The sequence below is a fragment of the Pseudomonas sp. JL27(2026) genome, from assembly GCF_056933555.1.
This window is the reverse complement of record NZ_CM167794.1, coordinates 1,494,403-1,506,954: the sequence shown is the minus strand read 5'-3', so window position 1 is coordinate 1,506,954 and position 12,552 is coordinate 1,494,403. Positions and strand designations below refer to the sequence as shown.

Genomic DNA, 12,552 nt, shown 5'->3' with positions numbered 1-12,552 from the left:
CTCCTCAAATAGAGCGCAAGTATACAGCCCCCGCCCGTGTCGGCCAGTCGGCTTTGGTCGGGCACCACCCATCCTTTGTGAACTACCCATTTCAAGGGCGCACCCTTATGATGTCCCCCAGACTATTTACCCTGCGATGACCCATGGCTGATTCTGCTTTTTTCTGCACCCTGTCCCACGAAGGCGTTCTCGCCGTCCGCGGCGCTGACGCCAGCAAGTTTCTTCAGGGGCAGTTGACCTGCAACCTCAATTACCTGAGCGACACCCAGGCCAGCCTCGGCGCCCGCTGCACGCAGAAGGGCCGCATGCAGTCGAGCTTTCGCATCCTGCTCGAAGGTGACGGCGTTCTAATGGCGATGGCCAGCGAACTGCTGGAACCGCAACTGGCAGACCTGAAAAAGTACGCCGTGTTTTCCAAGTCCAAGCTGACCGATGAAAGCGCAGCGTGGGTGCGTTTCGGCCTGTCTGAGGCCGACACGGCCCTGTCAGCCCTTGGCCTCGACCTGCCTCGGGAGACCGATAGCGTCGCCCGTCACAACGGTTTGATCGCCATTCGCGTTTCTCCCGCCCGCACCGAGCTGTGGGCGCCTGTTGATCAGGCAGCAACCGTAAAAGCTGCACTGGCGGCGCAGTTGAGTGAAGGCGAGCTGAATCAATGGCTGCTGGGCCAGGTTCGCGCCGGTATCGGCCAGGTCATGCCAGCCACCCGCGAGCTGTTCATTCCGCAAATGCTCAACCTGCAAGCCGTGGGCGGCGTGAGCTTCAAGAAAGGTTGCTACACCGGCCAGGAAATCGTCGCGCGCATGCAATACCTGGGCAAGCTCAAGCGCCGGCTGTATCGCCTGCAACTGGACGCCAGCGAGTTACCCGAACCCGGCACACCGCTGTTTTCGCCGACCCACGGCAGTTCGATTGGCGAAGTCGTGATCGCTGCTCGCGCCGATCAACACATTGAACTGCTTGCCGTGCTGCAAGCCGAAGCCGCAGAGAGTGGCGATGTACACCTCGGCGAACTCGAAGGCCCAGGCCTGCAACTGCTCGATCTGCCTTATCAACTGGATCGCGATCGCGAGATCCAGCGTTAATTGCAGTACTTTCTTGCAACACCTAGAGAACAGAAATGAGCAAGCTGTCGGATAAGGTCCAACAGGATTTGGTTGAGGCCATCGATAACGATGACCTCGTTCTGCCAACATTACCGGAAGTGGCCCTGCAAATTCGCCGGGCCGCCGAAGACCCTGAAATCAGCGTCGCTACCCTGAGCAAAGTCATCGGCCGAGACACCGCGTTGTCGGCAAGGCTGATCAAAGTGGTCAACAGCCCGCTGCTGCGCGCCACCCAGGAAGTCACGGACCTGCACACGGCAATCACCCGGCTGGGCGTCAACTACAGCAGCAACCTGGCCATCGGCCTGGTCATGGAGCAGATTTTCCATGCCCGCTCCGAAGTGGTGGAACAGAAAATGCGCGATGTCTGGCGCAAAAGCCTGGAAATCGCCGGGGTCAGCTACGCCCTGTGCCGCAGTCATACCCAACTCAAGCCGGATCAGGCCGCGTTGGGCGGACTGGTGCATCAGATCGGCGTGCTGCCGATCCTGACGTACGCCGAAGACCACTACGAGCTGCTGTCGGACCCGGTCAGCCTCAACCATGTGATCGAGCACATTCACCCGTTGCTGGGCGACAAACTGCTGAGCGTCTGGGAATTTCCGGAAATGCTGGTGAAGCTGCCGGGGCAGTACCTGGACTTCAAGCGTCAGTCCGAGCGGGTCGATTATGTCGATCTGGTGCAGGTCGCCACCCTGCACTGCTACAAGGACACCGACCATCCACTGGCCCAGATCGATATCTCCAGCCTGCCGGCGTTCAAGCAGTTGAAGATCGACCCGAACAACCTGTCGTTGTGCGCCGACCTGGAAGACGCCCGGTCGATGTTTTACTGATTGCGAACACTACTGTGGCGAGGGAGCTTGCTCCCGCTCGGCTGCGCAGCCGTCGTAAATCCGGACAATGCGGTTTAACTGAAACACTGTGGCGTATGGTTTTGAAGCTGCTTCGCAGCCCAGCGGGAGCAAGCTCCCTCGCCACAGGTCCCGTGTTCACTCTCCGGCGATAAAACTCACCCGCACCTTCAGCCCGGCCTGCGCGCCATCGTGCAGGCTGATTTGTGCCAGATGAGCGCGGCAAATTTCGCCAACAATCGCCAACCCCAGGCCTGAGCCGGCCACCTGCTGGTTTCGACGATAAAAGCGCTCGAACACCCGGTCACGCTCTTCCAGCGGAATACCGGGGCCGTCGTCTTCGACTTCCAGCACTGCCGGTGCGCTGACCCGCAGAATCACGTTCCCCCCCGATGGCGTATGCGCCAATGCGTTGTCCACCAGATTGCTCAACAGCTCGTTCAGCAGCGTCGGCTCACCGCGCAACCACACCGGCTCGTCAGCTTCCAGCGCCAGCGCCACGCCCCGCGCATGGGCCAACGGCGCCATGGCCATGCCCAGCTCACGGGCCAACTGGCTGAGATCAAGCAACTGCGCGCCGCCCTCGGCAATCGCCCGCGCACCGTTTTCAACGCGCGCCAGTGACAGCAACTGATTGGCCAGATGAGTCAGGCGGTCGGTGCTCTGGGCCGAACTTTCCAGGGTCGTGCGCCAGGTTTGCGGCTCACTGGAGCGCAGCCCCAGCTCAAGCCGCGCCTTCAAGGCTGCCAGCGGCGTACGCAACTCATGCGCGGCATCGGCAATAAACTGCGCCTGACGTTCGAACTGCACACGCAAACGCTCGGTGAAGTGGTTAAGCGCCCGCACCAGTGGCCACAACTCGCGTTGCACTTCGACCAGCGGCAGCGCCCGCAGGTCATCCGGCTGGCGCTCTTCCACCGCCGTGCGTAATCGCTCCAGCGGCCGCAGCGCCGCACTCACCGCAAACCACACCAGCAACAACGCACCGACGGCCAACATGCCCAGTCGCAGCAAGGTGTCGGCCATCAGGCTGCGGGCCATGCTGACCCGCGCCTCATCGGTTTCGGCCACGCGGATTTCCGCCATGCCGTTCATGTTCGGCTCGATCACCGGTTTGAGCAGGCTGACCACCCGCACGGTCTGGCCGTGATAGATCGCATTGTAAAAGCGCGCCAGCGCCGGGTAGTCGTCGGTGCGCGGCGTTCCCGGCGGTGGCCCGGGCAGGTTTTCGTAGCCGGAAATCAGCTTCTGGTGGATGTCGTTGACTTGATAGTAAATCCGCCCGGCACTGTCGTAAGCGAAGGTATCGAGGGCCACGTAAGGCACATCGGCGCTGAGGCTGCCGTCGCGCTGGTACAGGCCGGCCGCAATGGTTCGCGCCGAGGCCAGCAAGGTCCGGTCATACGCGGTGTCGGCGGCTTCGCGACCGTTCCAGTAAGCACTCAGGCCGCTGGCAATCATCAGCACCACCAGCAACAGTGCGAGGTTCCACAGTAATCGCCAACGCAGGCTGCTGGGCTTATGCATCGCGGGTTTCCAGCAGGTAACCGAGCCCCCTGAACGTCACGATCGCCACCGCGTGGCCGTCGAGTTTCTTGCGCAAACGGTGGACATAGATTTCGATGGCATCGGGGCTGGCTTCTTCATCCAGACCAAACACCTGGGAGGCCAATTGCTCCTTGCTCATCACCCGGCCCGGACGGGCGATCAAGGCTTCGAGCACCGCCTGCTCGCGGGAAGTCAGGGTCAGCAGCTCCTCGTCCAGGGTGAAACGCCGGGTGTCCAGGTCATACACCAACACACCACAACGCTGCTGACGCTCACCGCCCAGCACGCTGCGGCGCAGCAGTGCCTTGACCCGCGCTTCCAGTTCCGTCAGTTCAAAGGGTTTGGCCAGGTAATCGTCGGCGCCGAGGTTGAGCCCATGCACCCGGTCCTTGACATCGCTGCGAGCGGTGAGCATCAGCACCGGCAGGTTTTTTCCACGGCTGCGCAGGCGTGCCAGCACCTCGAAACCATCCATGCGCGGCAGGCCGACGTCGAGGATCGCTACCGCGTATTCCTCGCTGCTCAAGGCCAAGTCGGCGGCCACGCCATCGTGCAGCACATCGACGGTCAAACCCGTGCTCTTGAGCGCCTGGGCGACACTTTCGGCCAGCGGCAGATGGTCTTCAACGAGAAGAACACGCATGGATCCTTACCTCATTTTTGGATGGTCGACGCCATTCTTTGGCGCGGAGTTTACAGCCGCTTTTGCCGCTGTGAAGCCCGAAAACAGTGAAAGTCTACTGAAAGGTTAGCGAAAGGTTAGGCCGCTAGAGTCCAGCCACGGTCAGTTTCGGCTGCCGTCACCATTGAAGAGTAGCGACCCGAAAAACGCCTCGAAGCGTTTTCGTCAATAAGAACAATAACGGAGTACTTCACGATGCTGTCCACACAGCTTCAGGCTCGCCTGCCTGCACGTTTTTCCCGTCCCGGTTACACCGCCCTTGCCAGTGCCGCCGCCCTCGCCGGCTTTTCACCGGTCAGCCAGGCTGCCTTCTTCGAAGACAGTACGGCCACCCTCGAAACCCGCAACATGTATTTCAATCGCGACTTTCGCAGCGGCACCAGTGCCCAGCAATCCAAGCGTGACGAATGGGCCCAGGGGTTCATGCTCAACGTTCAATCGGGTTACACCGATGGCACGGTCGGGTTTGGCATCGATGCGCTGGGCATGCTGGGGGTCAAGCTCGACTCCAGCCCCGACCGTACCGGCACTGGCCTGTTGCCCACCCATGACAATGGTCGCGCTGCCGACGAGTACTCCAAGCTCGGTCTGACCGGCAAAGTAAAAATCTCCGCCACCGAACTTAAAATCGGCAGCCTGATTCCCGAACTGCCAACCCTCAAGCCCAACGACGGGCGCATCCTGCCGCAAACCTTTGAAGGTGGCCTGCTGACCTCCCGGGAAATCAAGAACCTGACCTTCACCGGCGGGCGCCTGGAAAAAGCCAAGGACCGCGACAGCACCGACTTCGAAGACATCGCCCTGAACAACAAGAACAGCCGTTTCGCCGGCACCGTGGCCGGCAAGCATTTCGACTTCGGCGGCGTCGACTACAAATTCACCGACAAGATCACTGGCAGCTACCATTTCGCCCAACTCGCCGACGTCTACAACCAGCACTTCCTCGGTGTGGTCGCCTCGCAACCGTTCGGCCCCGGCACTTTTGGCACCGACCTGCGCCTGGCCATCAGCAACGACGAAGGTCAGGCCCGTGGCGGCAACATCGACAACACATCCCTCAATGGCCTGGTGAGCTATGCCTTGAACGGGCATAAACTCAGCGCCGGTTATCAGCACATGTCGGGGGACAGCGCGTTCCCTTATGTCGACGGTGCCGACCCATACCTGGTCAACTTCGTGCAGATCAACGACTTTGCCGGTGCCGAAGAACGCTCCTGGCAGGCCCGCTACGACTACGACTTCGCCAAACTGGGGATTCCCGGCCTGAGTTTCATGAGCCGTTACCTGAGCGGCGACAACATCAAACTGAAAAACGGCGACACCGGTAAAGAATGGGAACGCAACACCGAGATTAAATACGTGGTGCAAAGTGGCGCACTCAAGGACGTTGCCGTGCGCCTGCGCAATGCCACCTACCGCTCCAACTACTCTGCCCGCGACGCTGATGAAGTGCGTGTGCTGGTGAGCTACAGCGTTGCCCTTTGGTAACGGATTCAACCCAACGACAGCTCCTACACAACAACAACTCCTGTGGAGACGAAAAATGGACTTATCACTGCGTAAAGTTGCTCTAGCCGCCAGTTGCCTGCTATTCGCCGGCCAACTCCTTGCCGAACCCAAACGCCCGGAATGTATTGCCCCGGCATCCCCTGGCGGTGGTTTCGACCTGACCTGCAAGCTGGCGCAAAGCGCGCTGATCAACGAAAAACTGCTGACCAAACCGATGCGCGTCACGTACATGCCCGGTGGCGTTGGTGCCGTGGCCTACAACGCGGTGGTGGCCCAGCGCCCTGCCGACGCCGGCACGCTGGTGGCTTGGTCCAGCGGCTCGTTGCTGAACCTGGCCCAGGGCAAGTTCGGGCGTTTCGATGAAAACGCCGTGCGCTGGCTGGCAGCTGTTGGAACAAGCTATGGCGCCATCGCGGTGAAAAGCGACTCGCCCTACAAGAACCTCGATGACCTGGTTCAAGCGTTGAAGAAAGACCCGAGCAAAGTGGTGATCGGCTCCGGTGGTACGGTCGGCAGCCAGGACTGGATGCAAACCGCGTTGATCGCCAAGGCTGCCGGGATCAACCCCCGTGACCTGCGTTATGTCGCCCTCGAAGGGGGTGGCGAAATCGCCACCGCGCTGCTCGGCGGCCACATTCAGGTCGGCAGCACTGACATTTCCGACTCCATGCCACATATCCAGAGCGGTGACATGCGTCTGTTGGCGGTGTTCGCCAACGAGCGCCTGGACGAGCCGGAAATGAAGGACATTCCAACCGCCAAGGAACAAGGCTACGACATCGTCTGGCCGGTGGTGCGCGGCTTCTACCTCGGGCCAAAGGTCAGTGACGAAGACTACGCCTGGTGGAAAAACGCTTTTGACAAACTGCTGGCTTCCGAAGATTTCGCCAAGCTGCGCGATCAGCGTGAACTGTTCCCGTTCGCCATGACCGGGCCCGAGCTGGACACGTACGTGAAGAAGCAAGTCGCCGACTACAAGATGCTGGCCAAGGAATTTGGCCTGATTCAGTAATCGCCTCTGTCTAGCGGCGACGCCCTTGCGCATCAGGGGCGTCGCCCAGGAGTTTGTCATGCTCTTACAACGCATTTTTGCCTCCACGCTGTTGGTGGCCTGCATCGGCCTGGCAATGATGGCCTGGCCGTATCAAGCACCTTTTTCCTATGAGCCCGTCGGCCCAAGAGCCTTCCCGTTGTTGTTGCTGGCCCTGATGGGCATCGCCCTGCTGTACATGGCGTTTCGCCCGACACCCATCGTCCACAGTGAAGATGAGCCGCCGCTGGATCGCGAGACCCTGACCAAGATCGGTATCTGCGTCGCTCTGCTGGTGGTGTTCGCGGGCACTTTTGAACCCCTGGGTTTCATTGTCTCCAGCATCCTGATCGGCGTGCCAATGGCCCGCCTGTATGGCGGTCGCTGGCTGTCCAGCCTGGTAATCATCAGCTTGATGAGCCTTGGCCTGTACATGCTGTTCGACCGCGTGATGGACGTGCCACTGCCATTGGGCCTGCTCGACGTTCTGGAGAACTGATATGGATACCCTTAGCTATCTTGGCCAGGGCTTCGGCGTCGCACTGACGCCGTACAACCTGGTCACCGCATTGAGCGGCACCCTGATCGGCACTGTGGTCGGCCTGTTGCCAGGCCTTGGCCCGATCAACGGCGTGGCGCTGCTGATCCCGATCGCATTCGCCCTCGGGCTGCCACCGGAATCCGCTCTGATCCTGCTGGCAGCGGTTTACCTGGGCTGCGAGTATGGCGGCCGGATCAGCTCGATCCTGTTGAACATCCCCGGCGAAGCTTCTACCGTCATGACCACCCTCGACGGATATCCGATGGCCCGCAAAGGCCTGGCCGGTGTGGCACTGTCCCTGTCGGCGTGGAGTTCGTTCATCGGTGCGTTCATCGCTATTTGCGGCATGGTGTTGTTCGCCCCGCTGCTGGCGAAATGGGCAATTGCCTTCGGGCCTGCCGAGTACTTCGTCCTGATGGTGTTTGCCATCGTATGCCTGGGCGGCATGGCCGGTGACCGACCGCTGAAAACCTTCATCTCGGCGCTGATCGGTTTGTTTCTGGCCTGTGTCGGCATCGACGCCAACAGCGGTGTCTATCGCTTCACCGGCGACAACATCCACCTCACCGATGGCATTCAGTTCGTGGTGCTGGTACTGGGCCTGTTCTCCATCAGCGAAATCCTGTTGCTGCTGGAAAAGACCCACCATGGCCAGGAAGCCGTGAAAGCCACCGGCCGAATGATGTTCAACTTCAAGGAAGCGGCCTCGGTATTCGTGGTCAACCTTCGTTGCGGTGTACTGGGTTTCATCATGGGCGTATTGCCAGGCGCCGGCGCGACGCTGGCAAGTGCCGTGGCGTACATGACCGAAAAACGCATTGCCGGTGCCAACGGTACGTTTGGTCAAGGTGACAAGCGCGGTCTCGCTGCACCGGAAACCGCCATCGGTGCCGCAGCTTGCGGTGCAATGGTGCCCATGTTGACCCTCGGTGTACCGGGTTCGGGTACCACGGCGGTGATGATCGGTGCGCTGTCGCTGTACAACATCACGCCGGGGCCACTGTTGTTCCAGCAGCAGCCCGACATCGTCTGGGGCCTGATTGCCTCGTTGTTCATCGCCAACTTCATGCTGGTGATCCTCAACATCCCGATGATCCGCATCTTCACCCGGATTCTCGCCGTGCCGAATTGGGCGCTGGTGCCGGTGATCGCGATCATTACCGCGATTGGCGTTTACGCGGTGCATGCCACCACCTTCGACCTGTTCCTGATGATCGGTATCGGCATCTTCGGTTACATCCTGCGCAAGCTGGATTTCCCGTTATCGCCGGTGCTGCTGGGCTTCATCCTCGGCGGCCTGATGGAGCAGAACCTGCGTCGTGCACTGTCGATTTCCAACGGTGCGCTGGAGATCCTCTGGTCGAGCCCGATCACCTTCGGTTGCTGGATCCTGACCGCGATCATGCTGCTGGTGCCCCTGCTGCGGATCTGGCGCAAACGCTCCGTGGCACGGCGCACCATCGCCGATGTCTGATCGGCCCTTCAACACGTGGTGGGGGACCCCGCTGGTCGGTCTGCTGGGCGGGTACCTCGCCAGCCAGATCGGCTGGCCGCTGCCGTGGATGGTCGGCTCGCTGCTGGCAATCATCCTGGTGCGCTGCCTGACACCCTGGCAACTGACGGAAATCCCCGGCGGGCGTAAATGTGGCCAGTGGATCGTCGGCATCGGTATTGGCCTGCACTTCACCCCGGTGGTGATCGAGCAGGTCATGAGCCACTTCGGGCTGATCTTCTTCGGTGCGCTGGTCACCAGCCTGTCAGCGGTGGTCGGGGTCTGGCTGTTGCGGCGTACCGGCGAGGACCGCGCCACCGCGTTTTTCTCCAGCATGCCGGGCGGCTCCGGCGAAATGGTCAACCTCGGCGCCCGCAATGGCGCCGTGCTCAGCCGCGTCGCGGCGGGGCAAAGCCTGCGGGTACTGGTGGTGGTGCTGTGCGTGCCGGCCGCCTTCAAATACCTGCTCGGCGAAGGCACTCCATTACTGCACCCGGCCACCGTCGATTGGCGCTGGCTGGCGGTACTGTTCCCGGCGGGCGCCCTGCTCGCCTGGGCCTGGCAACGCTTGCGCCAACCCAACCCCTGGCTGTTCGGGCCGTTGCTGGTGAGTGCGACGGTGAGCATTGGCTGGGACTTGCACATCGGCTTGCCCGACGGCGGCAGTCAAATCGGCCAGTGGCTGATCGGCAGTGGTCTGGGATGTCACTTCAATCGGCAGTTCTTTCGGCGCGCACCATCGTTCATGGGCCGGACGCTGGTCGGTACGGTGCTGACCATGTTGATCGCCACGCTGGCGGCGCTGGGGTTGAGTGCGCTGACCCACCTGGACCTGCGCTCATTGACGCTGGGCATGATGCCCGGCGGGATTGCGGAAATGAGTTTGACGGCAGAGACCTTGCAGTTATCTGTGCCCTTGGTGACGGCGATGCAGGTGATGCGGTTGTTGTTTGTGCTGTTTCTGGCCGAACCGTTGTTCCGGCATTGGAACCGGTTGCCGGATTCCGTCTGATAGACCGAGTTGCCTTTTTCGCGAGCAGGCTCGCTCCCACATTGATCTCTGCCCGACGCATTTTTTGGGCCGGACGCAGACTAATGTGGGAGCGGGCTTGCTCGCGAAGAGGCCCTCACTGTCAGCGCCTCAGACCGGTGGCAAGCGCCACTCGATCGGGGTCTCGCCATTCTGTTCAAGGAACTTGTTGGTGCGACTGAAATGCCCGCACCCGAGGAACCCGCGATAAGCGGACAGCGGCGACGGATGCACCGAGGTCAGCACCAGGTGCTTGGTGGCATCAATCAGTTTCTGCTTGCTCTGGGCATGGGCGCCCCACAGTAAAAACACCAGGTGCGGCTGATGTTCACTGACCAACTCGATGATCCGGTCGGTGAAGAACTGCCAGCCCTTGCCCGCGTGGGCGTTGGCATTGGCCCGCTCCACGGTCATGGTGGTGTTGAGCATCAGCACCCCCTGGTCGGCCCAGCTTTGCAGGTAACCGTGACTCGGGATGTCGATGTTCAGGTCGCGCTTCAACTCTTTATAGATGTTCACCAATGACGGTGGCGCCGGTACGCCCGGTTGCACCGAAAAGCACAAGCCGTGAGCCTGGCCCGGGCCGTGATAGGGGTCCTGGCCGAGGATCACCACTTTGACCTTGTCCAGTGGTGTGGAATTGAGCGCGTTGAAGATCATCGGGCCCGGCGGATAAATTTCCTTGCCCGCGGCGTTCTCCTGCCGCAGAAACTCACGTAACTCTGCCATATAAGGCTGATCGAATTCAGCACGCAGCGCCTCCTTCCAGCTCGGTTCGAGTTTGATACGGTCGTCAGCAGTCATGGTTACACCTGAAAATTCAATGGGGCGAACCCTAGGAAAGCCCACCGCGCTTGTCAATTGATCTGACGCAGAACCGGCATTTTCCCACGCAACGATCATACTGAACGTTCAAATTCCCGATCGAGGTCACGATGAATCTGCACTTCGAAGAACTCACCGGCACCGACGGCGCCCGCATCGGTATCGCTAGCCTGGATGCCGAAAAATCCCTGAACGCGCTGTCACTGCCGATGATCAACGCCCTGAGCGATCAACTGGACGCCTGGGCCAAAGAACCCCAGATTGTCTGTGTACTGCTGCGCGGCAACGGTGCCAAGGCCTTTTGTGCCGGCGGCGAAGTCCGCAGCCTGGTGGAGGCCTGCTGCGCTCACCCCGGCGAAGTACCGCCCTTGGCCGCGCACTTCTTCGCGGCCGAGTATCGCCTGGACTTTCGCCTGCACACCTACCCAAAACCACTGATCTGCTGGGGCCACGGTTATGTGCTCGGTGGCGGCATGGGGCTGCTGCAAGGCGCGAGCATTCGTATCGTCACCCCGAGTAGTCGCCTGGCCATGCCCGAGATCAGCATCGGCCTGTACCCGGATGTCGGCGCCAGTTGGTTCCTGTCGCGCCTGCCCGGCAAACTTGGAGTGTTCCTGGGTTTGACCGGGGCTCACATCAATGGCCGTGATGCGCTGGACCTGGACCTCGCCGACCGCTTTCTGCTCGATGACCAGCAGGAACAACTGATCGAAGGCCTGCTGCAACTGAACTGGCAGGAGCAAACGGCGATGCAACTCAACAGCCTGCTCAAGGCCTTGCAGCAGGAGGCCGTCGGGCAGATGCCGGTGGCGCAGTGGTTGCCGCGGCGCCAGCAGATCGATGAGTTGCTGGATGTCAGCGATGTGCGATGCGCCTGGCGCGCGATCAGCCTGTTGCGCGAACACAGCGATCTGCTGTTGGCCCGCGCGGCGAAAACCCTGAGTGAAGGTTGCCCGTTGACCGCCCACCTGGTGTGGGAGCAAATCGTCCGCGCGCGGCATCTCTCACTGGCCGAGGTTTTTCAGATGGAATACACCCTGAGCCTGAACTGCTGCCGACACCCGGAGTTCAGTGAAGGCGTGCGGGCACGCCTGATCGACAAGGACCAGAAGCCGCACTGGCATTGGCCGGATATCAACACCGTGCCCGAAGCGGTGGTCGAGGCGCACTTTCATAAAGCCTGGGAGGGGCGCCACCCGCTGGCGGACTTGTCCGACTACTGAAATCACAGGCAGAAAAAAGCGGCGCTGAATGCGCCGCTTGTTCGTTCAATGGCCTAACGGTTATGACCCCCTCTGTCGCCGTGGTCACCACGGCCGTGGTCCCGGTCGCCATGATGGTCGCGACCGCCATCGTTGCCGTGGTCCCGGTTACCGTTATGGCCGCCGTAGTAATCGCCACGACCGCCATACTGTTGCTGACCCCAGCCGCGATTCGGGTAGTAACGCGGCGACGGTTGATAGTACCGGGGCGCAGGCTGGTAGTAGCGAGGCACGGATTGGTAATAGCGCGGTGCCGAGTAGTAACGCGTTGGCGGCGAATAGTAGCCGCGCGGGGAGGAATAATAGCCCCCACCACCTGAGTAGTAAGCCGGTGCAGGGCTGGAATAGATCTCGGAACTGTAATAGCTCGAACCTCCCTCGTAATAAGGTACGCACGCAGAAAGAGTCAAACCCAGGGACGCAGCAAGAAGAAGTCGGCGATACATGGCGGCCTCCTGGACCGCGAAAGAGCCACGCCCGCGACGCGGGCAGGCGGCAGTCAAAAATAATCTGACTGACGAAACATCTGACATCAAATTCGGAATCTGGTGCGATCAAGCAACACTTTGATACAACTACAGACAACGCTTCTCGACTACGTCAATGACGGGCATGAAAAAGCGGCGCGGCCTCATCAGCCAGCGCCGCCGTATCAAGTGCTCCAGGCGTGCCT

The 12,552-nt window shown here is 60.9% G+C and carries 12 protein-coding genes; 8 read left to right on the top strand and 4 right to left on the bottom strand.

Going from position 1 to position 12,552, the window contains the following annotated elements; genetic code table 11:
* The first annotated feature begins 143 nt into the window (after nucleotides 1–143).
* Together ygfZ and AC1Z1G_RS06870 are read left to right on the top strand one after the other, a co-directional pair.
* Nucleotides 144–1,085: a CAF17-like 4Fe-4S cluster assembly/insertion protein YgfZ gene (ygfZ, locus tag AC1Z1G_RS06875; RefSeq protein ID WP_483625931.1), complete on the top strand. Its 942-nt coding sequence runs from the start codon at nucleotides 144–146 to the stop codon at nucleotides 1,083–1,085.
* Nucleotides 1,086–1,120: 35 nt separating this feature from the next.
* Nucleotides 1,121–1,942: an HDOD domain-containing protein gene (locus AC1Z1G_RS06870; RefSeq protein ID WP_483625929.1), complete on the top strand. Its 822-nt coding sequence runs from the start codon at nucleotides 1,121–1,123 to the stop codon at nucleotides 1,940–1,942.
* A gap of 156 nt (nucleotides 1,943–2,098) precedes the next feature.
* Here AC1Z1G_RS06870 and AC1Z1G_RS06865 read toward each other — a convergent pair whose 3' ends face one another.
* Both AC1Z1G_RS06865 and AC1Z1G_RS06860 read right to left on the bottom strand, forming a co-directional pair.
* A complete protein-coding gene (locus AC1Z1G_RS06865; protein ID WP_483625928.1) occupies nucleotides 2,099–3,487 on the bottom strand; it encodes a sensor histidine kinase in 1,389 nt (462 codons plus the stop codon).
* On the bottom strand, nucleotides 3,480–4,151 hold the full coding sequence (locus tag AC1Z1G_RS06860) for a response regulator (RefSeq protein WP_483625926.1): 672 nt from the start codon (nucleotides 4,149–4,151) through the stop codon (nucleotides 3,480–3,482). The genes AC1Z1G_RS06865 and AC1Z1G_RS06860 overlap by 8 nt, the downstream gene beginning before the upstream one ends.
* A gap of 234 nt (nucleotides 4,152–4,385) precedes the next feature.
* Between AC1Z1G_RS06860 and AC1Z1G_RS06855 the strand changes: the two genes are divergently transcribed.
* The 5 genes from AC1Z1G_RS06855 to AC1Z1G_RS06835 are packed head-to-tail and all read left to right on the top strand — an operon-like array spanning nucleotide 4,386 to nucleotide 9,774.
* Nucleotides 4,386–5,678 (top strand): OprD family porin, encoded by a 1,293-nt coding sequence (locus AC1Z1G_RS06855; protein ID WP_483625925.1) that lies wholly within the window; start codon nucleotides 4,386–4,388, stop codon nucleotides 5,676–5,678.
* A gap of 55 nt (nucleotides 5,679–5,733) precedes the next feature.
* A complete protein-coding gene (locus tag AC1Z1G_RS06850) occupies nucleotides 5,734–6,711 on the top strand; it encodes a Bug family tripartite tricarboxylate transporter substrate binding protein (protein WP_483625923.1) in 978 nt (325 codons plus the stop codon).
* 58 nt (nucleotides 6,712–6,769) lie between these two features.
* Nucleotides 6,770–7,228 (top strand): tripartite tricarboxylate transporter TctB family protein, encoded by a 459-nt coding sequence (locus AC1Z1G_RS06845; RefSeq protein WP_483625921.1) that lies wholly within the window; start codon nucleotides 6,770–6,772, stop codon nucleotides 7,226–7,228.
* Nucleotide 7,229: 1 nt separating this feature from the next.
* Nucleotides 7,230–8,744, top strand: a complete 1,515-nt coding sequence (locus AC1Z1G_RS06840; protein WP_483625920.1) for a tripartite tricarboxylate transporter permease — start codon at nucleotides 7,230–7,232, stop codon at nucleotides 8,742–8,744.
* Nucleotides 8,737–9,774: an AbrB family transcriptional regulator gene (locus AC1Z1G_RS06835; RefSeq protein WP_483625918.1), complete on the top strand. Its 1,038-nt coding sequence runs from the start codon at nucleotides 8,737–8,739 to the stop codon at nucleotides 9,772–9,774. Before AC1Z1G_RS06840 ends, AC1Z1G_RS06835 begins: the two co-directional genes overlap by 8 nt.
* 129 nt (nucleotides 9,775–9,903) lie before the next feature.
* Here AC1Z1G_RS06835 and ung read toward each other — a convergent pair whose 3' ends face one another.
* Nucleotides 9,904–10,596 (bottom strand): uracil-DNA glycosylase, encoded by a 693-nt coding sequence (gene ung / locus AC1Z1G_RS06830; protein ID WP_483625916.1) that lies wholly within the window; start codon nucleotides 10,594–10,596, stop codon nucleotides 9,904–9,906.
* A 131-nt stretch (nucleotides 10,597–10,727) separates the two neighbouring features.
* Here ung and AC1Z1G_RS06825 point away from each other — a divergent pair, with 131 nt between their 5' ends.
* On the top strand, nucleotides 10,728–11,840 hold the full coding sequence (locus AC1Z1G_RS06825) for an enoyl-CoA hydratase/isomerase family protein (RefSeq protein ID WP_483625914.1): 1,113 nt from the start codon (nucleotides 10,728–10,730) through the stop codon (nucleotides 11,838–11,840).
* Nucleotides 11,841–11,893: 53 nt separating this feature from the next.
* Here AC1Z1G_RS06825 and AC1Z1G_RS06820 read toward each other — a convergent pair whose 3' ends face one another.
* Complete coding sequence (locus AC1Z1G_RS06820) at nucleotides 11,894–12,325, bottom strand: hypothetical protein (RefSeq protein ID WP_483625912.1); 432 nt, start codon at nucleotides 12,323–12,325, stop codon at nucleotides 11,894–11,896.
* Nucleotides 12,326–12,552 lie beyond the last annotated feature (227 nt).

What these genes read in the sequence shown, in the direction of transcription:
- ygfZ (WP_483625931.1), top strand. Translation starts at nt 144, where the DNA reads ATGGCTGATTCTGCTTTTTTCTGCACCCTGTCCCACGAAGGCGTTCTC.
- AC1Z1G_RS06870 (WP_483625929.1), top strand. Translation starts at nt 1,121, where the DNA reads ATGAGCAAGCTGTCGGATAAGGTCCAACAGGATTTGGTTGAGGCCATC.
- AC1Z1G_RS06865 (WP_483625928.1), bottom strand. Translation starts at nt 3,487, where the DNA reads ATGCATAAGCCCAGCAGCCTGCGTTGGCGATTACTGTGGAACCTCGCA.
- AC1Z1G_RS06860 (WP_483625926.1), bottom strand. Translation starts at nt 4,151, where the DNA reads ATGCGTGTTCTTCTCGTTGAAGACCATCTGCCGCTGGCCGAAAGTGTC.
- AC1Z1G_RS06855 (WP_483625925.1), top strand. Translation starts at nt 4,386, where the DNA reads ATGCTGTCCACACAGCTTCAGGCTCGCCTGCCTGCACGTTTTTCCCGT.
- AC1Z1G_RS06850 (WP_483625923.1), top strand. Translation starts at nt 5,734, where the DNA reads ATGGACTTATCACTGCGTAAAGTTGCTCTAGCCGCCAGTTGCCTGCTA.
- AC1Z1G_RS06845 (WP_483625921.1), top strand. Translation starts at nt 6,770, where the DNA reads ATGCTCTTACAACGCATTTTTGCCTCCACGCTGTTGGTGGCCTGCATC.
- AC1Z1G_RS06840 (WP_483625920.1), top strand. Translation starts at nt 7,230, where the DNA reads ATGGATACCCTTAGCTATCTTGGCCAGGGCTTCGGCGTCGCACTGACG.
- AC1Z1G_RS06835 (WP_483625918.1), top strand. Translation starts at nt 8,737, where the DNA reads ATGTCTGATCGGCCCTTCAACACGTGGTGGGGGACCCCGCTGGTCGGT.
- ung (WP_483625916.1), bottom strand. Translation starts at nt 10,596, where the DNA reads ATGACTGCTGACGACCGTATCAAACTCGAACCGAGCTGGAAGGAGGCG.
- AC1Z1G_RS06825 (WP_483625914.1), top strand. Translation starts at nt 10,728, where the DNA reads ATGAATCTGCACTTCGAAGAACTCACCGGCACCGACGGCGCCCGCATC.
- AC1Z1G_RS06820 (WP_483625912.1), bottom strand. Translation starts at nt 12,325, where the DNA reads ATGTATCGCCGACTTCTTCTTGCTGCGTCCCTGGGTTTGACTCTTTCT.